The organism is Streptomyces sp. NPDC015220, from assembly GCF_043079345.1.
GTDB lineage: Bacteria > Actinomycetota > Actinomycetes > Streptomycetales > Streptomycetaceae > Streptomyces.
Genome location: NZ_JBIBUK010000011.1, coordinates 127,613 through 152,005, shown reverse-complemented (window position 1 = coordinate 152,005; position 24,393 = coordinate 127,613). Strand labels below are relative to the sequence as shown.

Sequence of the window (24,393 nt, the reverse complement as noted above, 5' to 3'; positions counted from 1 at the left end):
CCGACGGTCGCGAGTGGCAGCACCCCCATTCCCAGAAGGACCGAAGGCCCCGTGCCCGCACCCGTCGTTCTCTCCGGCCGCAGCACCCGGCTGGAGCCCCTCGCTCCCCACCACGCCGAGGGCCTGGCCCAGGCCGGGGCCGAGGACCGTACCTCCTACGCCTTCACCCCCGTGCCGCACGGCCTAGAAGCGGCCCGCGGCTATGTCGAGCGGGCCCTGGCCGAGCAGGCGGCGGGCCGTGCCCTGCCGTTCGCCGTGGTCCGCGCCGACGACGGGCGGGTCGTCGGCTCCACCCGCTTCCTGGAACTCGACTACTGGCAGGGCCCGCTCGTGTGGCCCTGCGTGCCCGGAGTCCCGTACGGCGACCCCGGCACCGCCGTGCCCGACGCCGCCGAGATCGGCAACACCTGGCTCGCCGCGTCCGCCCAGGGCACCGGGATCAACACCGAGGCCAAGCTGCTCCTGCTGCGGCACGCGTTCGAGACCTGGCGGGTGCGCCGCGTCTCCTTCCGCGCCGACGCCCGCAACCTCCGTTCGTGTGCCGCCATCGAACGGCTGGGCGCCCGCCGCGAGGGCGTCCGCCGGGCCCACTCGCGCGGCCTGGACGGCGCCGTGCGCAGCACCGCCTTCTACTCGATCCTCGACGAGGAGTGGCCCACCGCCCGCGCCGTCGTCGAACTCCGGCTGGCCGCGGGGCGGCCGGCCGTGGGCGTGCCCGCCCCGCACCCGGTGCGTCCGGTCACCGCCCCGGTCCGGCCCGCGCCGAAAGGCGCCGGTCCGCGGCCGGACGACGTCGACGGCCGCCTCGTGCGGGCGTAGCGCCCGGCCGGGCGGCCGGGGAGCCGGGCGGCCGGGCAGCCAGTGGTCAGGGGGCCGGGCGGCACCGCGGCGACCGCGGCGCTGTGGCGCACCGCGTCGCGCGTCGTGCGGTGCGGGACGCCCCGGTGCGGTGGTGGCCGCGAGCCGGGGGTGAGAGCATGATGTGTGGCGCTGCAACTCTTGCGGTGTTACAGGTCCGGGCGGGCGCTGGTCCTCCTCCCGCTGGGACTGATCGCCGCCGTGTGCGTGGTGGACGTCCTGACTCCGCGGGAAGTGCACCTGGGCCCACTGCTGGTCGCGGCCCCGGCCGTCACGGCCGCCTTCGCGGGTCCCCGGCTCACCGCGCTGATCGGCGCCCTGGCCGTCGGCGCCCAGTTGTTCATCGGCGCCGCCAGAGGCACGATCGGCTCCCAGAACATCCAGGTCCAGGTCGCGGCCCTGGTCATCGTCTCCGGCCTCATCGTCCTGTTCCGCCTGGTGCTCGACCGCCGGGAACGCCAGCTCAGCCAGAGCCGGACCGTGGCCCGGGCCGTGCAGGAGGTGCTGCTCCCGCCGCTGCCCGAGCGCAGCGGGCCGTTGCGGATGGCCGGCCTGTACCTGGCCGCCCAGGACGAGGCGGCCCTCGGCGGCGACCTCTACGCCGCCGCCCGTACCGAGGACAGCACCCGGCTGCTCATCGCGGACGTGCGCGGCAAGGGGCTCCCGGCGATCGACCACGCCGCGCTGCTGCTCGGCGCCTTCCGCGCGGCCTCGCACCGCCGGCCCACGCTGCCCTGGCTGGCCGCGCATCTGGACGGCGCCATGCGGTGGGACTCCCGGCAGTGGCACACGGAGGGGACGCCCGACACCGAGGAGGCCTTCGCCACCGCCCTGCTCCTCGACATCCCCGACCGGGAAGAGGTGGTCCGCTTCGTGAACTGCGGCCATCCGGACCCGGTGCTCATCTGCTGCGGGCGGGCCGAGGCCCACACGCTGGTCGCCGAGGCCGTCGCACCGCCGCTCGGCATCGGCCCCCTGAGCGGATCCGTGGCCTACGCCGTCGCCTCGTTCGCGTTCTCGCCCGGCGACGAGCTGCTGCTGCACACCGACGGCGTACTGGAGGCGCGCGACGCGGACGGGGCCTTCTTCCCGCTCGCCGCACGCGCCGTCGTCTGGGCCGCCGCCCGGCCCACCGGAACACCGGACGACCTGCTGCGGCGGCTCCGCGACGACCTGCTCGCCCACGCCTGCGGTCGCCTCCGCGACGACATGGCGGCCGTCGCGATCAGCCGCCCGGACCGGTGACCGGCACGGCCGCCGGCGGCTCGGCCGTGTCTGGCCTGTGCCCCGAGCAGCGGGCCGTGCAGACCGGGCCGGCGCCACCAGGAAACCGTCCGAGCCGGGCGGTCAAGCGCCCCGGCCGGCCGACGACCGCCCTGGTACGGCCACGGCCGCGCGGTGGACCCGGGGCCGGGTGAGGGCGTCCCCGCCCGTCCCGGCCGGGCGGGCCCGCCGCGGCTCAGGGCCCGGCCAGGGGCTGTCCGACGACCCCTGCCGGGGCGTCACGGGTCCGGCGGGGAACGCCGGACGGGCCCTACTGTTCCAGCTCGTCCTGCACCGGCGGCTTCGGCACTTCGCGCAGGTGCTGGGACTGTCCGCGCCGACCGCCCTCACGGGCTTGCTCGGCGCGCTGCGCGGCGCTCGTGCCGAGGTCGGATGCCGGGTCCACGCGCACCGACCGGGCCACCTCCTCACGATTGGCGTACTGCTCGGGCGGAATGCCGCGCAGCGCCTTCACGACCTCCGGCGCGGCGCCGGACCGGCCGGCCGCCTCGATCAGGTCGTCCTTGCCGGCCGGGAAGTCGACGTCCTTGATGGCCTTGACCACGTCGCGTGCGCTGGTGCTGCGGTCCATGACTTTCTCTCCCTCTTCGGACTCGACGGACATATCGGGTAACCGTCATGGACCCGCGCATGTGGCCGAATGCGCGTGGGCGACGGGCCCCGCCGATTCCCTCGGGCACGGGCGGTTGCCCCGTGTCCGACCGGGTACGCGTCCAGGGCTGTGCCCGGGCGATCACCGTCCCGGGGCGGCTCGCACACGACACCGCCGCGACCAGGGAATCTGTCATGGAGACACCCGAGAACGACTACACCGCCACGCCCGCGCAGCAGGCGCTGGACGTGCTCGCCGAGAACGCCGAGGACACGGCGGCACTGGACGCGCTCGCCCACAGTGACGTGCTGATCCCGGTGCCCGACGACGTGAGCGACGAGGATGCCACCAACCCGGCGTCAGTGGCGCTGCCCGTCCTGGAACAACCCGGCGGCGTGCCGGTGGTGCCCGTGTTCACCTCGGAACTGGAGATGTCGGAGCTGCTGCCCTTCGTCTCCCGCTACCGCCTGGTGCCCCTGGGCGCCCTCGCCTCCCAGTGGCCGGCCGAGGACCTGTCGCTGACGATAGACGCCAGCTCCCCGCACGGCCTGACGCTCACCTCGGAGGGCGTGCGCACCCTGCTGGCCCGGCCGCAGGGCTGAGGCCGCTCCGGGCCGCGCCGTCAGCCGCCCAGCGTGCGCGCCAGCACGGCGCGCTGCAACGGCAGCACCTCGGTGTGCAGCTCACGGCCCTTGCGGGTCAGGGAGAGCCACACCCCGCGCCGGTCGTGGGCGCACACCGACCGCTCCACCAGACCGTCCTTCTCCAGGCGGCCGATGAGGCGGGACAACGCGCTCTGGCTCAGGTGGACCCGCCCGGCGACGTTGTGCACCCGGCACCCGCCGCCGTCTGCGGGCGGCTCGGACGCCAGGATGTCGAGCACCTCGAAATCGCTCGCGCCCAGGCCGTACGGGTGCAGCACACGGTCTATCTCGCACGTCGTGCGCGCGTGCACCGACAGGATGTCCCGCCACTGTTCCTCGAGCCGGGCGCCGGCCGCGTTCGCTCCCATGCATCGCATGGTAATGCGGGCGTGGGGGCGCGCATCGGCGCGCGGGAAGCGGCGACCGGGCCGGCGCGGACACCGGGACGCCCGGCCGCCCGGGCTTCCCCGGTACGGCCGCTCAGGCGTCCTGGAGGAGTCCGACGAGGTTCCCGTCGGCGTCCTTCACGAAGGCGATCAGCCTGCCGTTGCCGACGTCCTGCACGTCCTGCTGCACCTCGGCGCCCGCCGAAACCAGTGCCGCCAACCGGGTCCTGATGTCCGTCACGTGCCAGTAGGGGACCGGTCCGGTCATGCCCCTGGAGTGCCCGTTCGGGTCGAGACCGACGTCCTGCCCGGCTGCCTCGAACCCGACGTAGTAGGGCTCGTCGACGTACGGCTCGGCCTCCAGCAGCGCGCTGAACAGGGCCTTCGCCCGCGCAAGGTCCTTGACGGGGTAGATGATCGTCTTCAGGGCGGCGGTCATGAGTGCTCCTCGGTGACGGCTGGGCCGACGGGTGCGTCGGTGGTTTCACGTTAGGCCGGGCGAGCGCCGGGCCGCTTCTCGAATCCTGACCGCCCGCGGGCGTCCGGGCGGCGTTCCCCGATTCCTCGGCGGCGCGGCCGCCCGTGCCGCCCCGGCCGCCTCCTCAGGGGACCGCGCGCCCCGGACGTCGGGTACCGGACAACGGCCGTCGAGTCCCGGACACGACGGGTCGATCCGCGCCACAGTGGGAAACGTCCAGACGGGGCGGCTTCGACGACAGCAGGAGGCCGAGATGCCGTGGACTCCCGCCGGCCGGACACGCTTGGTCATCCTGGAGTGGCTGAAGGAACCGCCCGCGCACGTGCCCCGGTGTCCGCGGCGCGCCGTCCCGGCCGAGCACGGCGCGACCGCCGGGGCCGTGGCCGCCGGTCTCGGCATCCCCCGCCGGGTCGCCGAGGCGCACCTCGCCCTGCTCACGGACCTCGGACTGCTGCGCACCCGGCGCGTCCGCCGCCGTACCTACTACCGCCGTGACGAGTTCCGCATCGCCGAGGTGGCCCGGCTGTTCGAGAAGGGCTGGTGACCGGTGCGCCGCCCGCAAGGACCCGGCGGCGCACCGCCCTCGAAGTGACCAGCGCGGCGGCCGGGCGCTACCCTGATGTCCGGCCGCGATCTCTTCCGCGGCACGGCGGTGGGGCCCGCCGTACCCGAACCGCGGCACCGGCGCCGCCAACGGTCCCTACTTGCTTCAGTCAGCGGCCCGGCATGTCCGCGGGGGCCCGGGCGAGTAGGAGACGCGTACGACCATGACAGCCCCGGAAGCGGAGAGCCTGCGCCTCGGTCCGAGTCCGTCCCGACAGCACGCCTGGCGCGCCCAGGCGCCGGTGGTCGCGGTGGTGGCGCTCGGCGGCGCGCTCGGAGCCACCGCCCGCTACGCGTTCTCGCTGGCGTGGCCGACGCCGCCCGGCGGCTTCCCCTGGGCGACCTTCTGGACCAATGTCGTCGGCTGCGCGGTGATCGGCGTCTTCATGGTGGTCATCACCGAGGTGTGGGCCGCCCACCGCCTGGTGCGGCCCTTCTTCGGCACCGGCGTGCTCGGCGGCTTCACCACGTTCTCCACCTACGCGGTCGACATCCAGAAACTCGTCGACTCCGGCCACGCCCGCACCGGCCTGGCCTACCTGGCCGCGACCCTGTGCGCGGCGCTCGCGGCGGTGTGGCTCGCGGCGGCGGCCACCCGCCGGGTCCTGAAGCGGAGGCAGCGATGACGAGGCTCACCGGCAGCGCCCTGCGCGTGACCGTCTTCATCGGCGAGAACGACACCTGGCACCACAGGCCCCTGTACTCGGAGATCGTGCACCGGGCGCACACCGCCGGGCTGGCCGGCGCCAGTGTCTTCCGCGGTGTCGAGGGCTTCGGCGCCTCGTCCCTGATCCACACCTCACGGCTGCTGTCGATGAGCGAGGACCTGCCGGTGGCGATCGTGATCGTCGACACCGAGGACCGGGTGCGGTCCTTCCTGCCGCAACTGGACGAACTGGTCACCGAGGGTCTCGTCATCCTCGACGACTGCGAGGTCATCCGGTACGTCGGCCGCGGGCACGGGGACGGGGGCGGTCCGGGGCGGGGACCGGCGGGCGGCGCGGCCCCGAAGGGCGGTAGTCCGTCGTGAACTGGCTGCTGGTGATCGCGGGAGCCGCGGTCGGCGCTCCGTTGCGGTATCTCACCGACCGCGCGGTCCAGTCCCGCCACGACTCGGTCTTCCCCTGGGGCACCTTCGTGGTGAACGTGACCGGCTGCCTGATCCTCGGCCTGCTGACCGGCGCGGTGTCGGCCGGCGCCGCCGGCCGGCACCTGCAACTGCTGCTGGGCACCGGCCTGTGCGGGGCCCTGACGACGTACTCGACCTTCTCCTACGAGACCCTGCGGCTCACCGAGACCGGAGCCGGGCGGTACGCCGCCGTCAACGCGGTCGCGAGTGTCGTGACGGGCCTCGGCGCCGCTTTCGCGGGAGCCTCGATTTCAGCAGCTCTCTGGGTGTAGGTCACCGGGACTTCACCTCCGCGCAGTAAGAGTGTCTGCGACGCAAGTGCGTCTACACCACTGTCGACCAAACCTTTCGCAGAACTGGATCCCATGAGCGCCATCTCCGTCGGTCAGGCCGTCGTTCTCGGAGTCATCGAGGGGGTGACCGAGTTCCTCCCCGTGTCCTCCACCGGCCACCTCAAGATCGCCGAAGGGCTCATGGACATCCCCGTCGACGACAGCTCCGTCGTCGGGTTCTCCGCCGTCATCCAGGTCGGCGCCATCGCCGCCGTGCTCGTGTACTTCCTCAAGGACATCGTGCGGATCGTCTCCGCGTGGTTCCGCGGCCTGGCCGACCGCGAGGAGCGCTACCACCACGACTACAAGTTCGCCTGGTGGGTGATCTACGCGACCGTTCCGATCGTCGTCGTGGGCCTGGCCGCCAAGCCCCTGATCGACGGGCCGCTCGGCTCGCTGTGGGTGGTCGCCGGCTCGCTGATCGCCGGCAGCGCCGTGATGTGGTGCGCCGACCAGATGGGCCGGCACAAGCGCGGCGAGGACGACACGTCCTTCAAGGACGCCATGCTGGTCGGCACCTCGCAGATCCTCGCGCTGCTCTTCCCCGGCTTCTCCCGCTCCGGCGCCACCATGTCCACCGCGCTCATCCTGGACCTGGACCGCGTCGCCGCCACCCGCCTCTCCTTCTTCCTCGGCATCCCGGCCCTGACCGGCGCCGGCCTCTACGAGCTGAAGGACGCGCTGGGCGCGGGTGTGGGCGCCGCCCCGCTCGCCGTGGGCACCGTCGTCTCCTTCCTGGTGGCCTACGCCTCCATCGCCTGGCTGCTGAAGTTCGTCGCCAAGCACTCCTTCAACGCCTTCGTCCTGTACCGGATCGCCGTCGGCGTGCTGCTCTTCGGCCTGCTGGGCACGGGCGTCCTCGACGCCTGAGCTGCGGGGCCCGCGCCATGCGGGGCGCGAGGCCGCCGTCGCGGCCTCGCCTCCGGCGACCGTGTCCAGAGCCCGCGCCGGCCCGCCTTGACAGCTTGCGCCGCAACCCGGAGGATCGCCCCGTGAACCTGTCAGACAGCCAGACAGGTGGAGTGCCACCGCGACGCGTCAGCGCCATGGAAGCGGTCCTCGCCCACCTGCGCGGCGCGATCGAGCGCGGCGATTACGCGATCGGTGACAAGCTCCCCTCCGAGGCCGAGCTGTGCCGCGCCCTCCAGGTGTCCCGGCCCGTGCTGCGCGAGGCCCTGCGCGCCCTGCAGACCATGGGCCTGACCGTCTCCAGGACCGGGAAGGGCACCTTCGTCGTCGCCGAAGCCGTGGAGGACCCCACCTTCGGCGACTACGCGGCCAGCGACCTGATGGAGGTGCGCCGGCACATCGAGGTGCCGGTCGCCGGCTACGCGGCGCTGCGGCGCACGCCCGAGGACCTGGACCACCTGGGCCACCTGCTGGAGCGGATGGAACAGGAGACCGACACGACCTCGTGGGTCGCGCTGGACACCCTCTTCCACCTCTCGGTCGCCCAGGCCGCCCGGAACCCGGTCTTCCGCCGGGTCATCGAGGAGATCCGGGACGCGCTGGCCCGTCAGTCGGCCTTCCTGAACGAACTGGGCGGCCGGCGCGAACAGTCCAACCGTGAGCACCGGGCGCTCGTCGAGGCGCTGGCCGAAGGCAGCGAGCACGACGCGGTCCGGGCCATGTCACACCACCTCGACCGCGTCGAGACCACCCTCACCGACATCGTGCGCTCCGCGCACCCCCGCACCCGGGGCGGCCCCGAGGCATGAGGCGCGCCCCCACTCCGGGCGCGCCGCCGGCCGGCACGCGGACCGGCCCGGCGTCGACGGCGCCCGCCTCCGCCCGGCCCCCCGCGCACACTCCGCGCACCCCCACCCACACCCACGAGTGATGCAGGCAGCCATGAACAGCACTTCCCGCGCAGCGGCGCCCCTCGTCCGCGAACCCCGCCACGCACCCGTCGCCCACCTGATACGCGGCGGCGTGATCGAGGGCGTCCACTACGGCTCCGTGGTGGTCCTCGGCGCCGACGGCACGGCCGCCTTCCAGCTCGGCGACGCCGAGGCCGCCTTCTACCCGCGCTCGGCGCTCAAGCCCCTCCAGGCCGTGGCCATGGCTCGGGCCGGGCTGCCGCTGGAGGGCGAGCTGCTCTCGCTCGCCGCCGCCAGCCACTCCGGGGAGGAACGCCACCTCGCCGGCGCCCGGCGCATCCTCGAACTGGCCGGCCTGACCGAGGACGACCTGCGCAACGTACCCGACCTGCCGTTCGACCCCGCCGTCCGGGACACCTGGGTGCGGGAGGGCCGCCCGCCCTCCCGGCTCGCCCAGAACTGCTCCGGCAAGCACGCGGCCATGCTCTACACGTGCGGGCTCAACGGCTGGTCCCTCGACGACTACCTCGACCCGGCCCACCCGCTCCAGCAGGCCGTCGCCCAAACCGTCGAGGAGCTCACCGGGCAGCCCGTCGCCCAGGTCACCGTCGACGGCTGCGGCGCGCCGCTGTTCGCCGTCTCCCTGCACGGCCTCGCCCGCGCCGCCGCGCGCATCACCACCGCCGCCGCCGGCACCGCCGAGGCCCGCGTCGCCGACGCGATGCGCGAGCACGCCGAGATGGCGTCCGGCTCGGGCCGGGACGTGGCCGAGCTGATGCGGGTCGTGCCCGGACTGCTCGCCAAGGACGGCTTCGAGGGCGTCCAGGTCGCCGCCCTGCCGGACGGCCGGGCCGTCGCGGTGAAGATCGCCGACGGTGCGAACCGGGCCCGCGTCCCGGTCGCCGCCGCGGCCCTCGCCCGGGCCGGTGTCGACCCGGCCCTGCTCACCGGGTTCGCCGGCGAACCGCTGCTCGGCGGCGGCGAACCGGTCGGCTGCGTCCGCCCGGCCGACGCTCTGTCCCCGGCCCCGCTCACCGCCTGCGCCTGAGGCGCCAGGTGCCTCGGGAGGACGACCCGCACGGCTGCCGACGAGGCCGCGTCCGGCAGCCCCGCGGGCCCTGGCCCGGGGCCGTGCGGCTCGCCGGGGCCGGCCCGGGGGCACAATGGGGATCATGACGTCGTCGATGACCTTCCAGCCGGTCCTGGAGCGCATCGCCGAGGAGATCGAGCGGACGCCCGGACGGGGACGCCCCGCCGACTACATCCCGGCGCTCGCCGCCCGCGACCCGCGCGCCTTCGGCATGGCCGTGGCGGAACTGGACGGCACGGTGTACGGGGTGGGGGACTGGCGGGAGCCGTTCTCCGCCCAGTCCATCACCAAGGTCTTCACCCTCGCCCTCGACCTCTCCCGCGAGGGCGACGAACTGTGGGAGCACGTGGGCCGCGAGCCCTCCGGCAACCCGTTCAACTCCCTGGTGCAGCTGGAGTACGAGAACGGCATTCCGCGCAATCCGTTCATCAACGCCGGCGCGCTGGTGGTCACCGACCGCCTCCAGACCCGCACCGGAGACGCGGCCGGCGAACTGCTGCGGCTGCTGCGCGCCGAGAGCGGCAACCCGGACATGGACTTCGACCTCCAGGTCACCGCCTCCGAGACCGCGCACGGCGACCGCAACGCCGCCCTCGGCCATTTCATGGCGTCCTACGGCAACATCGACAACCCGGTGCCGGTCCTGCTCGACCAGTACTTCCGCCAGTGCTCCGTCGCCGCCTCGTGCGCCGACCTGGCCCTGGCGACCACCTTCCTGGCCCGGCACGGCGTCCGGGCCGACGGCACCCGGCTGCTCAGCCGCAGCCAGGCCAAGCAGGTCAACGCGGTCATGCTGACCTGCGGGACGTACGACGCGGCGGGCGACTTCGCCTACCGGGTCGGGTTGCCCGGCAAGAGCGGCGTCGGCGGCGGCATCATCGCCGTCGTGCCGGGCCGGTGCGCGCTGTGCGTGTGGAGTCCCGGCCTGGACGAGCGGGGCAACTCGGTGGCGGGTGTCGCGGCGTTGGACCGCTTCACCACGCTCACCGGACTGTCGGTGTTCTGAGCGGCGGTGTGCGGCCGGCCGGTCAGCCGCGGACGAGCCGGGCGCGCCTGCGCCTGCGCCGCAGGCCCACCAGCACCGCCCCGGCGCCCAGACCGGCGGCGCCCGCGACGGCGCCGGTCCTCGGCCAGTCGGGGGCCGATCCGCCCCCGGTCCCCGCCCCGGCCGCCGCGGCCGGAACGACCACCTGCCCGCCCTGTGCCACGGGACGCAGCGCGTCGAGCGAACCGACCGGATCGACGTGCCCGGCGGCCGCGAAGCCCCAGTCGAGCAGTCGGCGCGCCTCCTCGTACACCTGGAGGCCGTTGCCGACCTGCGGGTTCATCACCGTCACGACGAGGGTGCGCCCGGCGCGGTGGGCCGCTGCGACCAGCGTGTTGCCCGCGTTGCTGGTGTAGCCGTTCTTGATGCCGATCAGACCGGGGTACCGTGCCACGCCGTCGGCTCCGGTCAGCAGCCGGTTGGTGTTCGCGATCCCGTACGTGCCGCCGTCGCCGCCGGGGAAGAAGGCGTCCACGGTGGAGCAGTAGCGCGCGAAGTCCGCGTTGCGCAGGCCGGCCCGTCCGAACACGGCCAGGTCGTAGGCCGAGGACACCTGTCCGTCGGCGTCGTAGCCGTCGGGGGAGACGACGTGGGTGTCCAGGGCGCCCAGCGCGCGGGCCCTGGCCTGCATCTGACGGGCGGTGCGGTCCCAGCCCCCGTTGAGCGCGGCGAGCACGTGCACGGCGTCGTTGCCGGAGTTGAGGAACACCCCGCGCCACAGGTCGGCCACCTGGTACGTGTGTCCCTCGACGACGCCGACCAGGCTGCTGCCGGGGCCGATCCCGGCCAGTTCGGCTCCGCTGACGGTGTGCCGGAGGCCGCCGGGGAAGGCGGGCAGCACGGTGAGCGCGAACAGGGTCTTGAGGGTGCTGGCGGGCGGCAGCTTCTCGTGCGCGTCGTGCGCGGCGAGCACCTCGCCGGTGCCGGCGTCGGCCACCAGCCAGGACAGCGCGGAGACGTCCGGTGTCCCGGGCGCCCCGGCGCGGAGCCGGACCTGTGTGCCCTCGCGTTGCAGCAGGGCCGGCTGCGGTACGGCCGGCTTCGACCGGTCCCGGGCCCCGGGGTCCGTCCCGGTCCGGCCCACCGCCGCGACGGGGGAGGCCACTATGAGCAGGCCCGCCGTGCAGAGGGCGCAGGCCGACAGGGCAGCTCGAAGAGAAGATCCGATCGTCATATCGCAAACGTAGGAACGAACCGGTGGCGGCGTGACCTCGCCGGGGGCCGAACGGGGGCCGGGAGCACCCGGATGAACCAGCGGGTACGGCTGATCGGGCCCGCCCGACGGGAGTCCGGCGACAGGACCTAACCGCTCGGCAGCGTCGACCGGACACGGCGCAGGAACGTCGCGTTGTCCGGGGTGGCGCGCAGCCGGTCCAGCAGGGTCTCCAGGCCGGTCCGGCCGTCGCGGGTCAGCAGGGCGCGGCGCAGGCCGCCGGTGGCCGCCGACTCGGCGGGGGAGAGGAGGAGTTCCTCGCGGCGGGTGCCGGAGGCGCTGATGTCGACGGCCGGGAAGACTCGGCGGGAGGCGAGTTCGCGGCTCAGCCTGAGCTCCATGTTGCCGGTGCCCTTCAGCTCCTCGAAGAAGAAGTCGTCGGCGCGGGAGCCGGTCTCCACCAGCGCGGTGGCGAGGATGGTGAGCGACCCGCCCTCCTCGGCCAGGCGCGCCGCGCCGAAGAGTCGTTTGGGGCCGTGCAGCGCAGCCGCGTCGACGCCCCCGCTGAGGGTGCGGCCGCCCGAGGCGGCCGCGTTGTTGTGCGCCCGGCACAGCCGGGTCAGGGAGTCCAGGAGGACCACGACGTCCTCGCCGGCCTCCACCAGCCGCTTGGCCCGTTCCACGACGAGTTCGGCGAGGGCGATGTGCTCCTTGGGGGTCCGGTCGAAGGTGGAGGCGTAGACCTCGCCGCGCACGGAGCGCCGCATGTCCGTGACCTCCTCGGGCCGTTCGTCCAGCAGGACGACCATCAGCCGGCACTCGGGGTGGTTCCCGGCCACGGCGGCGGCGATCTGCTGGACCAGCACGGTCTTGCCGGACCTCGGCGGCGCCACGACGAGTCCGCGCTGGCCCTTGCCGACGGGCGCGATCAGGTCGGTGACGCGGCCGGTGAGGCCGGCGGCCGGATGTTCCAGGCGCAGCCGCTCACGGGGGTGCAGCGGGGTCAGGTCGTGGAAGTGGCGGCGGCCCCGGAGCGCTTCCGGAGTGCGCCCGCCCACCCGGGCGACCGCGGTGAGGGTGTGCCGGTCGCCCGGCACCCCGTCGACGAGGTCGCCCCGGCGCAGCCCGTGGCGGCGGATCAGGGCGGCGGGCACCTGGGGGTCGGCGGGGGAGGGCAGGCAGTCGGTGCCGAGCAGACGGCCCGTCCCGCGCGCGTCGATGTCCAGGACGCCGGTCACAAGCCGGTCGGCCGGCTCCGGCTGCCGTCGTACCGGGGGATGTTCGAGTGTGGTGGTCATGGAGGAGGGTCCTTTCGGGACGAACGGCACGGGACACGTGCGAGAGGGGTGGGAAGCCGCGGGCGGAGGGCCTGGAACACGGCCGTCGGCGGCGAAGGAACGCACCTCGGGTGCGACGGACCACGAAACACGGGAACGCCCGGCTCACGAGGCGGTGGAGAAGGTCGATCGGCGCGCCGGTGCGCCCGACGGGCCGGGCGGGGCAGCGAGTGGATCAGCGGACAACGCGGTCGCGCGGAGAAAACGGTCGCACCGGGTTCACGGAAGGGAACCGAGAGTGGTGCTCTTCGCACTGTACCACGCTCGTCCCGGACGCCTCCGACGCCCGCGACCGCGGCATCCGGACGGCGCCCGCGGGCCGGGCACCCGGACGGCGCCCGCGACCGGGCACCCGGAGGGCTAGGCTGACAAGGGTGTTCGCCCCCGAAGGCCCCACCCTCCGTGAACTCGCCGTGCAGGCGCTGTCCTCCGTCGAGCGCGGCTACGACCTGCTCGCGCCGAAGTTCGACCGCACCCCGTTCCGGACGCCGGGCCCGGTACTGGAGGCCGTCGGGTCACTCCTGGAGAAGACCGGACCGTACGAGGACGGGCTCGACCTGTGCTGCGGGACGGGCGCCGGCCTGGACGTGCTGGCGCGGGTGTGCCGGAAGACGGTCACCGGCGTCGACTTCAGCGCGGGGATGCTCGCCCTCGCCCGGCAGCACGCCCCCAACGCCGCTCCGCGGCCCGCCTGGGTGCGCGCGGACGCCCGTGCCCTGCCCTTCACCGCCGCCTTCGACCTCGTCGTCAGCTTCGGCGCGCTCGGCCACTTCCTCCCCGCCGAACTGCCCGCGCTCTTCGGCCAGGTGCGCTCCGTCCTGCGGCCCGGTGGCGTGTTCGCCCTGCCGGTGTTCGCCCCGCCGCGGCCCGGTTCGGGAGCGTTCTGGACGCTGCTCGGCTTCGACGCGGCCATGCGGGTGCGCAACACCGTGTGGCGGCCGCCGTTCGTCATGTACTACCGCGCCTTCCGTTTCGGCGATGTGCTGCGGGAGCTGGAACGCGCCGGGTTCCGCGTGGAACTGCACGCGCTGCCGGAGTTCGGCCGCCGCGCCGACGGCAGCCCGCGGGCCCGCGTGGTCGCGGCCCGCCGGCTGCCCTGACCCGGGCGGCCGCCCGCCGGACGGGACGGCGTCGTACGGGCCGCGCCGATCGGCCCGGCGCTCGCCGCCCGCCGCGCGTCCGGCGGGCGGGAACGGGTGCGCCCTGCTCGCCGTCGGGTCCGCGGCCGTCCGGCGGCCCGCCCGGTCAGCCCACCCGGGCCGCCGCCGGCAGGGTGAACTCGTAGACGAGGACGTCCTGCCGGGCGTCCACGAGCAGGTCGGTGATCTCCAGCGGGCGTGCGTACTGGTCGTGGACGCGCCGGGTCACCCGTACCGACGGGCCGTCGGCGAGGCGGGTGATCGAGTCCCGGTGGTGCAGGGTCAGGCCCGCCCGGCGCATCCAGTCGTAGGCCCGCCGCAGTTGTGCGTCGCCGGAGCCGTCGGCGCGGTGGCGGTAGCGGGCGAGCTCGGCGACCTCGGTGAGGGCCACGGCGGAAAACGATGTCACCGCCGTGCGCAGACCGGTGCCGTCGGCACCCGCGGACCGGTAGCGGTGCACCAGGGTCGGCCGGTGCGGGGCGAGCCCGAGCGCGGCGGCGTGTTCAGGGGGCGGTGTCTCCCAGGTCACCGTGGCCCGGTCGAAGGCGTCCGGGGCGGCGGTGCGGGCGCCGACCGGGAAGGCCGGGCCGGCGGGCGCCCCGACCGGCGGGCCGCTCAGCGTGGCGTGGCTGCCGCGGCGGTCGGTGGCGACCAGTCCGTCGCGGCGCAGCACCTCCAGCGCCTGCCGCACGGTTTCCCGGCTGACCCCGAAGTGCGCGGCCAACTGCCGCTCGCCAGGCAGTCGTTCGCCGGGCGGTATGGTGCCGTCGCGCAACTCGTCGAGGAGTTCCGTCGCGATTCTCCAGTACAGCGGCCCTCCCTCGGCCGTCGCTCGCGCCGTAGGGGGGTCGTGGGGGGTGGTGCGGGCCATGCCGCGCCTCCTGTTGGTGACGTACCGTAGCCACTCGGGCTCATTGCGCCACCAGGTCTAACATTGGTCTAAACCACTAGGGAAGGGTGGTCCGATGATTCGGCCGAAACCTTTCAGCAGACGTCGGCCGGACCGGGCCGGCAAGGCCCGGCGGCCTCAGGCGTACGACCGCAGCCAGCGCAGTTTGACCGCGTCCTGGTAGGGGCCGCCGCCCTCGTGGTCGTTGAAGTCGTACACCTCGATCGCCTTGTCGTCGTGCGCCCAGGCGTTGAACGCGGCGAAGACGGTGGACGGCGGGCAGGTCTGGTCCTCCAGGGCCACGGAGAACAGGGCCGGCGTCCGGCCGCGCGCCGCGAAGTGGACCGCGTCGAAGTACGACAGGGTGCGCAGCACGTCCTGCGTCCGGCCGCGGTGCGTCCTGAGGTAGAGGCCTATCTCACGGTACGGGTGACGGTCGGTCAGCGTCACCGCGCGCGGGTAGTCGCACAGGAACGGCACGTCCGGCGCGATGCCGGCCAGGTCCGGCACCAGGCCGCCCACCGCGATCGCGATGCCGCCGCCCTGGCTCTCGCCGATCGCCGCGGTGCGCGCCGAATCGGTCAGCGGGTGCGAGCGCGCGGCCTCCACCGCGCGCACCGCGTCGGTGAACACCCTGCGGTAGTAGTGGTTCTCCGGCGCGTCGATGCCCCGGGTCATAAAACCGGGGTACGCCGGCGCACCGCCCACCGGGTCGGCGGTGCCGCCCCCGCCGCCCCAGGCGCTGCCCTGTCCGCGGGTGTCCATGATGAAGTGGGCCCGGCCCGTCGACGCCCACAGCAGATGCTCGTGCGGCAGACCTCGCCCGCCGCCGTAGCCGACGAACTCCACGACCAGCGGCAGGGGCGCGTCGACCCGGGCGGGCAGCGTCAGCCAGCCCTTGACCGGGTGGCCGCCGAACCCGGCGAAGGTGACGTCGTACACCTTCACGGTGGTCAGTCCCGTCTCGACGAGGTCGAAGCGGACCTCCAGATCGTGCTCACGGGCCTCCTGGAGGGTCTTGGACCAGAAGGCGTCGAAGTCGTCGGGCTCCGCGGACTCGCTGCGGTACTCGCGGAGTTCGTCGAGGGGAAGGTCGAACAGGGGCATCGGCAACCGCCTTCGGGAGGGGACGCGGAGGACGATCACACGGTAGGGCAGTGGTCGGATGAATCGCCAGACCTGTTCAGCCGGAACGGACCCTCCGAAACCGCGCTCTCCTGCGGGCGGAGCCGCTGGTCAGAGCCATTGCCCCGGGTGTGCTCGTTCGGCGGGCCGGACACGGCCGGGAAGGCGGCGGGCCCACGGGTGATCGGGTCACCCGCGCGGGAGCCGCCCCTCCGGGCGCCGCCGGCTCAGCCGAAGCGCTCGATCCGGATGCGGTCCACGGGCAGACCCGCCGCGACCAGCAGCCGGGAGGCGTGCTCGGCGAAGGCGTTGGAGCCGCACACGTATGCCTCCCAGCCGCCGTCGGGCCGCTCCGCCACGACCGGCGCCAGATGTGCCGCCGACAACCGCCCCACCGGTGTGCCCGGCGGACCGCCACGGGTGAACACGCGTGTGGTCTCCGCACCGAACTCCCGTGCGTAGATGAGCTCTTCGGGGCTGCGCGCGGAGACCAGCAGCCGCAGCGGCACGTCGAGGCGCCGTGCCCGGTGGTGCCGCACCATCGACATCAGCGGCACCACCCCGGAACCCGCGCCGACCAGCAGCGCCGGCCGGTCGCCCGGCCAGGCGAAGAAACCGCTGAGCGGGCCGCGCACCTCCACCTGGTCGCCGGGCCGGGCCACCGTGTGGAACCAGCCGGAGACCTCGCCGGAGTCGACGTGGTCCAGGGTCAGTTCGATGTGCCCGCAGTCGTCGGGCGCGGAGGCTATCGAGTAGTGGCGCTGGGCCGTGTAGCCGTCCGGCGCGGTCAGCCGCAGCATCAGGTGCTGCCCGGGCAGGTGTCCCGCCCAGGCCGGCACCGAGAAACGGAAGGTGGCCGCGCGCGGGGTCTCGCGCCGGATCCCGGTGAGGGTGGCCGTCTGCCACACCGAGGCGGTCTGCTCGCCCACGGCGATGCGCCCGGGCACCGCGAACCGGGCCGGGGGTACGAAGGTCTCAGTCACCGGAGTACCGCTGCTCCTGCCAGGGGTTGCCGCGGGCGTGGTAGCCGTTCCGCTCCCAGAAGCCCGGCTCGTCGTGGTCGAGGATCCTCAGCCCCGCGATCCACTTGGCGCTCTTCCAGAAGTACAGGTGCGGCACCAGCAGCCGCGCCGGACCGCCGTGCTCGGCCGGCAGCGGCTCGCCGTCGTAGGTGAACGCGATCCAGGCGCGCCCGCCCCGCAGGTCCGCGAGCGGGAGGTTCGCGGTGTACCCGGTGTGGGAGTAGGCCACGGCGTGCGTGGCGGCGGCGTCGGGCCGTACCGCGTCCAGGAAGACGTCCAGCGACACGCCCCCGAACCGCACCCCGAACTTCGACCAGCTCGTCACGCAGTGGATGTCGCCCTCGTACACCGACCGCGGAAGCTCCCGCACCCGCTCCCAGTCCCAGGTGCGCTCCTCGGCGACCAGTCCGTCGACGCGGAAGGTCCAGTCGGCGGGCGCGAGGTCGGGCGTGACCTCCGCGGACAGCACGGGCCAGTCGTCCCCCGCGTCGTACTGCCCGGGCGGCAGGCCCGGGTTGTCGACACGCGGACGCCCGGTGAAGCCTCGGGTGACGTTCATGCGGGTGGTGCCTCCAGGCCGCCGTGCGCGGCGGCCCGCTGGTCGAGCGGTGCGGTTCCCCGCCGGCCGGACGGGACGGTCGCTCGCGCCCGCGGACGGTCGCTCGCGCTCCCCACCGTACGTCGTGCTCCCGGCCGCCCCGCACCCGGGGAGCGCCGGCCGTCATGACGGGAGGATGAAATCTCCGCCGGCCCGGGAATAGCCGCCCGACGATCTTTCTTGCAGGTGGCGGGCAGGCCGCGGCGGCTCGCGGCCGGTGACGCGGTGACAGCGTGAGGAGAGTGGGAGCGATGCCGAAGGCGTATGTCTTCACCCGGTTCGGCGGCCCGGAGACCGAGGCGCTCGTGGACGTGGACCGGCCACGCCCGGGCCCGGGGCAGATCCTGGTCGCGGTGCGTGCGGCGGGGGTGAACCCGGTCGACTGGAAACTGCGCACGGGCTTCCGCAGGCCGGGTCAGAGCGCCGAGCCGGTCTTCCCGGAGACCCTCGGCAGCGAGGCCTCCGGGATCGTCGAGGAGACCGGCGAGGGCGTGACCGGCTTCGCGGCCGGGGACGAGGTCTTCGGCAACACCGCGGCGGGCGCCTTCGCCCAGTACGCGCTGCTGCCGGCCGGGCTCGCCGCGCACAAGCCGGCCGCGGTGTCGTTCGCCGACGCGGCCACCCTGCCCGTCGCGGCGGCCACGGCCTACGACGGCCTGCGCCAGCTCGACCTCGACCCGGGGGCGACCGTACTGGTCACCGGCGCGGGCGGCGGGGTCGGGGCGGCCGCTGCGCAGATCGCCCGGGCCTTCGGGCTGCGGGTCGTGGGAGTGGCGAGCGAGGGCAAGAAGGACTTCGTCCGGTCGCTCGGCGCGGTGCACGTGCCGTCCGGTCCCGGGTGGGCCGAACGCGCCCGGGCCGCCGCCCCGGACGGCGTCGACGCCGTCTACGACCTGGTCGGCGGCGAGGTGCTCACCGAGGCGGCCGGGCTGCTCGCCGACCGCGCGAGACTGGTCACCGCCGGCGCGCCGCCGCAGGCGGCCGCGGCCCTGGGCGGCGCACGGGTGGCCCGCGCCCTCACCGCGGCCGTCCTGGACGCCGTGGCGGAGCTGGTCGCCCGCAAAGACCTGGATCCGCACGTGACCCGGACGTTCCCGCTGGAGCGGGCCGGCGAGGCGTTGCGCCTGGTGGAGGACGGGCACGCCCGCGGCAAGGTCGTGATCGAGGTCGAGGCGTGAGCGTGACGACAGGTCCTTCCGCCGCCCGGCCGACGTCCGGACACGTCCTGGACGACCCGGCCCTGGCCTCCCTGACCGGCCCGCACGCCCGCTTCGCCGAACGGCACGGCCGGGTGCTGCGCTATCCCGTGGACGTCTCGCCGTGGCTGGCGCTGCCCGCCGAGCCGGAGGCCGCGGACTGGGCGGTCCTCGCCGGTCTCGCCGGTCCCGGGGGCGAGGTCCCGCTGCTCGGCTTCCGGGGACGCGTCCCCGACGACTGGGAGGTCACGTTCCGCGTCGAGGGCGTGCAGTTCGTGGACGACGGAATCGACGCGGCCCCCGACCCCGAGGCGGTCCGCCTGTGCCCCGCCGACGTCCCGGAGATGCTCGACCTGGTCGCCCGCACCCAGCCCGGACCGTTCCTGCCGCGGACCATCGAGATGGGCACCTACCTGGGCATCCGAAGGGAGGGGGCGCTGGTGGCGATGGCCGGGGAGCGGCTGCACCCGCCCGGCTGGACCGAGATCAGCGCGGTCTGCACCGACCCCGCCTACCGCGGCCACGGTCTCGCCACACGGCTGATCCTGGCGGTCGCCCACGGCATCCGCGAGCGCGGCGAGACACCGTTCCTGCACACCGGCGCCCCCAACACGAACGCCATCCGGCTGTACGAGTCCCTGGGGTTCCGGCTGCGGCGGCACACCGCCTTCCTCGCGGCCCGCGTCCCCGAGCACCTGGCCGACGAGCGGGAGCCCGTGCCGGTGGCGTAGGCGGCGCGCGGTCACGGCGGCGCGCGGTCACGGCGGCGGCCGCCGTGGCCGCCGTCCGGTGTCGCGGCGGCCGCCGCCGTGTCAGCGGGCGCCGGACGGCGGCGTCCAGGCGTTGTAGCGGGTGAGATAGCCCGCGAACCGCTCCAGGTCCTGGGCGGGCCAGTCCGCCAGCCGCTCGTGGAAGGCCGCCCGGCGGCTCTCGGTGACCTGGGCGAGGATCCGCCGGCCGGCGTCCGTCAGATGCAGGACCTGGACCCGGTGGTCCTCCGGGTCCAGCCGCCGCTCGATGAGGCCGGCCCGTTCCAGGGCGGCCACCTGACGGCTGACCGTGGACTTGTCCAGCGCGTAGTGCGCGGCCAGGTCGGTGGCGCGGCAGCCGCCGCGCTCCTCGAGGTGCCCCAGCAGTGTGTACGACACCAGCGACAGCTCGGGGTGCGTGCGGCCCGCCGAGGCCCGGGCCCGGCGTGCGAAGATCGTCATTTCGCGCTGGATGGTCTCGACGGCCGTCTCCCCGGCGCTCCCGCCACGGGTGACGGCCCTCGCGTCCGGCCCTTCGGCTGCTGTCACGGAATACCTCCCCGGCTCTGGTTGCAGAGTACAACTGAGAAGGAGGGCCATCCGATGGGGGCGCGCGGCCCTGTGCCGGGGCGACGGTGCGTCGTGGACGTCGGATCGGCCGCCGCCGTCCTCCCGGAACCCATGAGCACGGTGATCGGGGCGAGCCCTCCTGTGCTCGTCACGGCAAGAGGCCGGGCCCGCCCGGGCGGGCGGGGCCGACGCCCGGCCGCCCGGCGGGGTTCGAGAGGGCCGTGAAGCCCGCGCCTCTCCTGTGCTTCCGGCGTACGTCTCCGGCGAGCGGGGCCCGCTCGCCGGAGACGGCCGGCGACCCCGCCGCGGCGGCCGAAGAGACCGTGGGCGTCCGGTGGTTGGGGTAGGGTGGCCTGCGGTCGCGGACGGTCCGGACCGCATTCGCCCGAGGAGGTGAGACCCCTTGCCGCTGTGTCAGGTCGGGTGCTCTCCCCTCGGAACGGTGCGGATCACCGTCGGTGGGTGACCGCGGGAGCGCCCTTCGGCTCCCGAAAGGTCTCGGCTCTCCATGCCTCAGATTCCCCCTCCGTCCCCCTCTTCCTCCGCCGCCTCCTTCTCCCCGGCCTCGCGTGCCGCGGTCGTCACCGCGCTGCGTGCGGCCGGCTGCGTGTTCGCCGAGGACGAGGCGGAGCTGATCCTCGCGGCGGCGCGCACCCCGCGTGAACTCGCCGCTCTGGTGGACCGCCGCGCCACCGGACTGCCACTGGAACAGGTCCTGGGCTGGGCCGAGTTCCACGGTCTGCGCGTCGTCGTGGAACCGGGGGTCTTCGTGCCCCGGCGCCGCACCGAGCTCCTGGTCGAGGAGGCCGTGGCCCAGGCGCCGGAGGCGTCCGTGGTCGTGGACCTGTGCTGCGGGTCGGGCGCCGTGGGCGCCGCGCTGGCCGCCGCGCTCGGCCCGGTCGAGCTGCACGCCGCGGACATCGACCCGGCCGCGGTGCGCTGCGCCCGCCGCAACGTCGGCCCGCTGGGCGGCCAGGTCCACACGGGCGACCTGTTCGAGGCGCTCCCCGCCCGGCTGCGCGGCCGTGTCGACGTCCTCGCCGCCAACGTCCCCTACGTCCCCACGGACGAGGTCGCCCTGCTGCCGCCGGAGGCCAGGGACCACGAACCGCCGGCCGCCCTCGACGGCGGCGCGGACGGGCTGGACGTGCTGCGGCGTGTCGCCGCCGAGGCCCCGGACTGGCTGGCCTCCGGCGGCTGTCTCCTCGTCGAGACGAGCGAGCGGCAGGCGCCGGCCGCCCTGGAGGTCTTCGCCGCGGCCGGGCTCGCCGCACGCCTCGCGGTCTCGGCGGAGCTGTACGCCAACGTGGTCGTCGGCACGAGACGGTAGTCCGCGCCCGGGCCGCCCCCCCGGCGGTCCGGCGCCGCCCGCCCCGCCCGGCCTCCCCGCGGACCGGTGCCGCCCGTCGCCCCCGCCTGTCCGCGAACTCCGGGCGGGCGGTCCGGCCGGCGCTACGCCGGCGGCTGCGCGCGGGCCACGAGCAGGGCCACGTCGTCGTGGTTGTCCGGCTGGTGCAGCTTGCGCAGCAGGAGGTCGCACAGCTCTTCCAGGGGGCGCCGGGGGTCGTCGAGGAGGGACAGCAGCGTGTCCAGCCGCTCGTCCAGCGGATGACGGCGGGTCTCGACGAGTCCGTCGGTGTACAGGACGAGCTGGTCGCCCGGTTCGAGGCCGACGGTGGTGGTGGAGAACGCCACGCCCCCGACGCCCAGCGGGACCCCGGTGGGCAGGTCGAGCAGCTCCGGGGGACGGCCCGGGCGGATCCGGGCCGGCGGCAGGTGCCCGGCGTTGGCGAACCGGCACTGGCGCAGGTGCGGGTCGTGGACGGCGTACAGGCAGGTGGCGATGGCCTGGTCCAGGCCGTCGGTGATCCGGTCGAGGTGTTCCAGGAGCCGCGCGGGGTCCAGGTCGAGCGAGGCCAGCGCCTTCGTCGCGGTGCGCAGCCGGCCCATCGTGGCGGCGGCGCCGATGCCGCTGCCCATGACGTCCCCGACCACCAGCGCCGTCTTGTCGCCCTCCAGCGGGATCACGTCGAACCAGTCACCGCCCACCTCGACGGTGGAGCCGGCCGGCTGGTAGCGGGAGGCGACCTCCAGTCCGCCGGTGACCGACGGATGCCGGGGCAGCAGACTGCGCTGGAGGGTAAGGGCGGTGTCGCGGGCGTTCTGGTACCAGCGGGCGTTGTCGATCTGCACGGCGGCCCGGGCGGCGAGCTCCCGCGCCAGCAGCACGTCGTCCTCGCTGAAGGGGTGCGGATTGCGGGTGCGCTTGAGGTCGAGCGCGCCCAGCACCTCGCCCCGGGCGGTCAGCGGCACCGCCAGATAGGAGTGCACGCCCGCGCGGCCCAGCAGCACGGCCGCCTCGGGGGACCGGGCGATGCAGCTCAGGTCCTCGTCCTCGACCCGCGCCACCAGCACCGGCTGTCCGGTGCGCACGCACCGGGTGACCAGGCGGTCCGGGCCGTAGCGGGCGATCTGGCCGGGCGGGTCGGCCGCCTCCAGGGCGTCCACCGCGTGGTCCGCCCGCACCGCCAGCGCCCGGAACACCGCCGTCTCCGTGGGTCCCAGGCTGCTGCGGCGTCCGCCGACCACCGAGTCGAGGAGGTCGACGGCGGCCACGTCGGCCAGCTCCGGCACGGCGACGTCGGCCAGCTCCCGGGCGGTGCGGTCCAGTTCGAGGGTGGTGCCGATCCGGGCCGAGGCGTCGGCGATCAGGGCCAGCCGGCGGCGCGCGGCCTCCGCCTCGAGGCCCGCGCGGTACTGCTCGGTGACGTCCACGACCGAGACGGCCACGCCCAGGACCGTGCCGACGGCGTCCTCCAGCCGGTACATCGAGACCGACCAGGCGTGGTCCTGGTCGGGGTCGGCAGGGGTCCGGCCGACGGCGAAGACGTCGACCATCGACCTTCCGGTCGCCAGCACCCGGCGGGCGGAGGACTCGACCTCGTCGGCGTCCAGGTGCGGCAGGACCTCGGGCACCGTCCGCCCTATGCGGTCCGCGGCCGGCACCCCGTCGATCCGTTCCAGGGCCGGATTGGCGGAGACGTACCGCAGCCGGGTGTCCAGGACGGCCAGACCGATCGGGGACTGCGAGACGATCCGCTCCGAGAGCGCCACCTCCTGCTCCAGCCGCCGGACGGTCGACTGGTCGGCGGCGAGTCCGAGAGCGTAGATGTCTCCGCGGTCGTCCAGGAGGCGCATGTTGCGGAACTCCACCAGGCGGGTGCTGCCGTCCTTGTGCCGGATGGGAAAGGCCCCGGCCCAGCCCCGGCCGGTGCTCAGGACGTCGGCGAACAGCTTGATCACCAGGTCCAGGTGCTCCTTGTGGACCATCAGCCGGGCGGCCGGCTGGCCCAGCGCCTCGTCCGCCGAGTAGCCGAACAGCTCCTCGGCCTGCGGGCTCCACAACACGATCCGACCCTTGGCGTCGAGGACCACCGAGGCCACGCCGAGCACGTCGAGCAGCCCGCTCGGCCGCACCGGGCCGCGGGCCGGCTCCTCGCCGTCGGCCCAGGGAGTCCCGGCTGCACTCATCCCTCGCACCGCCTTCGCCCGTCCGCACGGCCCGCCGTCACGGGTGCCGACACACCCCGTTGTACCGCGCCCACACTCACCTCTCCGAGGGTCCGTCGTCTTCCTCCACCATCCCTCACCACCCGGGCGGCCGTCCCGCCGAATCGGCCGGACGGGAGCGTCCCGGCGCGGTGCGGAGGGCCGGCCGGTAGTGCTCTGCCGGGGGTGGTGCTTTGCTGAGTGGTGAGGGTGGGGGCCCGTTCCGGGGAACCCCGTGCGGCACCGCGGCACGGCCACGAGAGGAGCGATCACGATGGACAGCGAACGAGCGCACCCGGAGTCCGTCTCGGTGGAACTGAGCGGATGCAGCAAGGAAGACGCCCGGATCGTGTTCGACGCCCTGTGCGCCTGCTACGCGTCCGACCGGTGCGCGGAGGACGTGCCCCGCGACTACCACGAGGTACGCCCGACGGTGTGGCTCGGCACCTTCGACGTGGCCGACACCCACGGGGCCGACTGCGGCTCCACCCGGCTCGGGGCGTCCGTGACGGCCGACGTACAGGGCGGCTACTGGGCGATCGACCGGTTCCGCACGACCCTGGACTCGCTGTTCACCGTCCAGGACCTGTGCACGGCCTCCGGCGACCAGGAGCGCGAACTGCACGTGCGCCTGGAGACCCGCTGACCCGCCGTACGGCCGCCGCTCGGCGCCGAGCGGCGGCCGTACGGCCACCCGGGTGAGTCCCGGGCCCCGCGCTCGGTGGCCGCGGGCGTGCGCGCGCCAGTTATGCAACTAGTTGCATAAACGACTCGGCGTCCTCTACAACTACGGGTACGACACCCC

At 74.6% G+C, this 24,393-nt stretch carries 27 protein-coding genes; 16 read left to right on the top strand and 11 right to left on the bottom strand.

Annotation, left to right across the window (positions count from 1 at the left end; translation table 11 throughout):
- The first annotated feature begins 51 nt into the window (after positions 1-51).
- Positions 52-819, top strand: coding sequence for a GNAT family N-acetyltransferase (locus tag ACF061_RS22475; protein WP_392268709.1), 768 nt, complete (start codon positions 52-54; stop codon positions 817-819).
- A 171-nt stretch (positions 820-990) separates the two neighbouring features.
- Positions 991-2,103: a PP2C family protein-serine/threonine phosphatase gene (locus ACF061_RS22470; RefSeq protein ID WP_392268808.1), complete on the top strand. Its 1,113-nt coding sequence runs from the start codon at positions 991-993 to the stop codon at positions 2,101-2,103.
- Between the two features lie 289 nt (positions 2,104-2,392).
- Here ACF061_RS22470 and ACF061_RS22465 read toward each other — a convergent pair whose 3' ends face one another.
- Positions 2,393-2,713 (bottom strand): DUF2795 domain-containing protein, encoded by a 321-nt coding sequence (locus ACF061_RS22465; RefSeq protein ID WP_392268708.1) that lies wholly within the window; start codon positions 2,711-2,713, stop codon positions 2,393-2,395.
- Positions 2,714-2,928: 215 nt separating this feature from the next.
- On the opposite strand from ACF061_RS22465, the gene ACF061_RS22460 reads away from it, so the two are divergent.
- Positions 2,929-3,336, top strand: a complete 408-nt coding sequence (locus ACF061_RS22460; RefSeq protein WP_392268707.1) for an SseB family protein — start codon at positions 2,929-2,931, stop codon at positions 3,334-3,336.
- 20 nt (positions 3,337-3,356) lie between these two features.
- Here the strand turns inward: ACF061_RS22460 and ACF061_RS22455 are convergent, their stop codons facing one another.
- Both ACF061_RS22455 and ACF061_RS22450 read right to left on the bottom strand, forming a co-directional pair.
- Positions 3,357-3,746, bottom strand: coding sequence for a MarR family winged helix-turn-helix transcriptional regulator (locus tag ACF061_RS22455; RefSeq protein WP_392268706.1), 390 nt, complete (start codon positions 3,744-3,746; stop codon positions 3,357-3,359).
- Between the two features lie 112 nt (positions 3,747-3,858).
- Positions 3,859-4,203, bottom strand: coding sequence for a VOC family protein (locus tag ACF061_RS22450; RefSeq protein ID WP_392268705.1), 345 nt, complete (start codon positions 4,201-4,203; stop codon positions 3,859-3,861).
- Positions 4,204-4,495: 292 nt separating this feature from the next.
- On the opposite strand from ACF061_RS22450, the gene ACF061_RS22445 reads away from it, so the two are divergent.
- The 8 genes from ACF061_RS22445 (at position 4,496) to ACF061_RS22410 (ending at position 10,222) form a co-directional block, all read left to right on the top strand.
- On the top strand, positions 4,496-4,786 hold the full coding sequence (locus tag ACF061_RS22445; RefSeq protein WP_392268704.1) for an ArsR family transcriptional regulator: 291 nt from the start codon (positions 4,496-4,498) through the stop codon (positions 4,784-4,786).
- 223 nt (positions 4,787-5,009) lie between these two features.
- Positions 5,010-5,471, top strand: a complete 462-nt coding sequence (crcB, locus tag ACF061_RS22440) for a fluoride efflux transporter CrcB (protein WP_392268703.1) — start codon at positions 5,010-5,012, stop codon at positions 5,469-5,471.
- Positions 5,468-5,875 (top strand): DUF190 domain-containing protein, encoded by a 408-nt coding sequence (locus ACF061_RS22435; RefSeq protein WP_392268702.1) that lies wholly within the window; start codon positions 5,468-5,470, stop codon positions 5,873-5,875. Before crcB (ACF061_RS22440) ends, ACF061_RS22435 begins: the two co-directional genes overlap by 4 nt.
- Positions 5,872-6,246: a fluoride efflux transporter CrcB gene (gene crcB / locus ACF061_RS22430; RefSeq protein ID WP_392268701.1), complete on the top strand. Its 375-nt coding sequence runs from the start codon at positions 5,872-5,874 to the stop codon at positions 6,244-6,246. The genes ACF061_RS22435 and crcB (ACF061_RS22430) overlap by 4 nt, the downstream gene beginning before the upstream one ends.
- A 93-nt stretch (positions 6,247-6,339) precedes the next feature.
- Positions 6,340-7,176, top strand: a complete 837-nt coding sequence (locus ACF061_RS22425) for an undecaprenyl-diphosphate phosphatase (protein WP_392268700.1) — start codon at positions 6,340-6,342, stop codon at positions 7,174-7,176.
- A gap of 176 nt (positions 7,177-7,352) precedes the next feature.
- Positions 7,353-8,024: a FadR/GntR family transcriptional regulator gene (locus tag ACF061_RS22420; RefSeq protein WP_392268807.1), complete on the top strand. Its 672-nt coding sequence runs from the start codon at positions 7,353-7,355 to the stop codon at positions 8,022-8,024.
- Positions 8,025-8,157: 133 nt separating this feature from the next.
- Positions 8,158-9,174 carry an asparaginase gene (locus ACF061_RS22415; protein WP_392268699.1) on the top strand — a complete coding sequence of 339 codons (1,017 nt, stop codon included), beginning with the start codon at positions 8,158-8,160 and terminating at the stop codon, positions 9,172-9,174.
- Between the two features lie 124 nt (positions 9,175-9,298).
- Complete coding sequence (locus ACF061_RS22410) at positions 9,299-10,222, top strand: glutaminase (protein WP_392268698.1); 924 nt, start codon at positions 9,299-9,301, stop codon at positions 10,220-10,222.
- A 22-nt stretch (positions 10,223-10,244) separates the two neighbouring features.
- Here the strand turns inward: ACF061_RS22410 and ACF061_RS22405 are convergent, their stop codons facing one another.
- Both ACF061_RS22405 and rho read right to left on the bottom strand, forming a co-directional pair.
- Positions 10,245-11,435 (bottom strand): D-alanyl-D-alanine carboxypeptidase family protein, encoded by a 1,191-nt coding sequence (locus ACF061_RS22405; RefSeq protein ID WP_392268697.1) that lies wholly within the window; start codon positions 11,433-11,435, stop codon positions 10,245-10,247.
- A gap of 128 nt (positions 11,436-11,563) precedes the next feature.
- Positions 11,564-12,712, bottom strand: a complete 1,149-nt coding sequence (gene rho, locus ACF061_RS22400; protein WP_392268696.1) for a transcription termination factor Rho — start codon at positions 12,710-12,712, stop codon at positions 11,564-11,566.
- Positions 12,713-13,125: 413 nt separating this feature from the next.
- Here rho and ACF061_RS22395 point away from each other — a divergent pair, with 413 nt between their 5' ends.
- Positions 13,126-13,851, top strand: a complete 726-nt coding sequence (locus tag ACF061_RS22395; RefSeq protein ID WP_392268695.1) for a class I SAM-dependent methyltransferase — start codon at positions 13,126-13,128, stop codon at positions 13,849-13,851.
- A gap of 145 nt (positions 13,852-13,996) precedes the next feature.
- Here the strand turns inward: ACF061_RS22395 and ACF061_RS22390 are convergent, their stop codons facing one another.
- From ACF061_RS22390 to ACF061_RS22375, 4 genes are all read right to left on the bottom strand, one after another.
- Positions 13,997-14,761 carry a GntR family transcriptional regulator gene (locus tag ACF061_RS22390; RefSeq protein WP_392268694.1) on the bottom strand — a complete coding sequence of 255 codons (765 nt, stop codon included), beginning with the start codon at positions 14,759-14,761 and terminating at the stop codon, positions 13,997-13,999.
- Between the two features lie 156 nt (positions 14,762-14,917).
- Entirely contained in the window at positions 14,918-15,886 is a 969-nt protein-coding gene (locus ACF061_RS22385; RefSeq protein ID WP_392268693.1) for an acetylxylan esterase, read from the bottom strand.
- A gap of 245 nt (positions 15,887-16,131) precedes the next feature.
- Positions 16,132-16,887, bottom strand: coding sequence for a ferredoxin reductase (locus ACF061_RS22380; protein WP_392268692.1), 756 nt, complete (start codon positions 16,885-16,887; stop codon positions 16,132-16,134).
- Complete coding sequence (locus ACF061_RS22375; RefSeq protein WP_392268691.1) at positions 16,880-17,485, bottom strand: sulfite oxidase-like oxidoreductase; 606 nt, start codon at positions 17,483-17,485, stop codon at positions 16,880-16,882. Before ACF061_RS22375 ends, ACF061_RS22380 begins: the two co-directional genes overlap by 8 nt.
- 290 nt (positions 17,486-17,775) lie before the next feature.
- Between ACF061_RS22375 and ACF061_RS22370 the strand changes: the two genes are divergently transcribed.
- A complete protein-coding gene (locus tag ACF061_RS22370) occupies positions 17,776-18,702 on the top strand; it encodes an NADP-dependent oxidoreductase (RefSeq protein ID WP_392268690.1) in 927 nt (308 codons plus the stop codon).
- Positions 18,699-19,451, top strand: a complete 753-nt coding sequence (locus tag ACF061_RS22365) for a GNAT family N-acetyltransferase (RefSeq protein WP_392268689.1) — start codon at positions 18,699-18,701, stop codon at positions 19,449-19,451. The genes ACF061_RS22370 and ACF061_RS22365 overlap by 4 nt, the downstream gene beginning before the upstream one ends.
- A gap of 81 nt (positions 19,452-19,532) precedes the next feature.
- Here ACF061_RS22365 and ACF061_RS22360 read toward each other — a convergent pair whose 3' ends face one another.
- A complete protein-coding gene (locus ACF061_RS22360) occupies positions 19,533-20,018 on the bottom strand; it encodes a MarR family winged helix-turn-helix transcriptional regulator (RefSeq protein WP_392268688.1) in 486 nt (161 codons plus the stop codon).
- A 529-nt stretch (positions 20,019-20,547) separates the two neighbouring features.
- On the opposite strand from ACF061_RS22360, the gene ACF061_RS22355 reads away from it, so the two are divergent.
- Complete coding sequence (locus ACF061_RS22355) at positions 20,548-21,369, top strand: putative protein N(5)-glutamine methyltransferase (RefSeq protein ID WP_392268687.1); 822 nt, start codon at positions 20,548-20,550, stop codon at positions 21,367-21,369.
- 122 nt (positions 21,370-21,491) lie between these two features.
- Here ACF061_RS22355 and ACF061_RS22350 read toward each other — a convergent pair whose 3' ends face one another.
- Positions 21,492-23,570, bottom strand: coding sequence for a SpoIIE family protein phosphatase (locus ACF061_RS22350; protein WP_392268686.1), 2,079 nt, complete (start codon positions 23,568-23,570; stop codon positions 21,492-21,494).
- A gap of 292 nt (positions 23,571-23,862) precedes the next feature.
- On the opposite strand from ACF061_RS22350, the gene ACF061_RS22345 reads away from it, so the two are divergent.
- Positions 23,863-24,234 carry a hypothetical protein gene (locus tag ACF061_RS22345; RefSeq protein ID WP_392268685.1) on the top strand — a complete coding sequence of 124 codons (372 nt, stop codon included), beginning with the start codon at positions 23,863-23,865 and terminating at the stop codon, positions 24,232-24,234.
- Positions 24,235-24,393 lie beyond the last annotated feature (159 nt).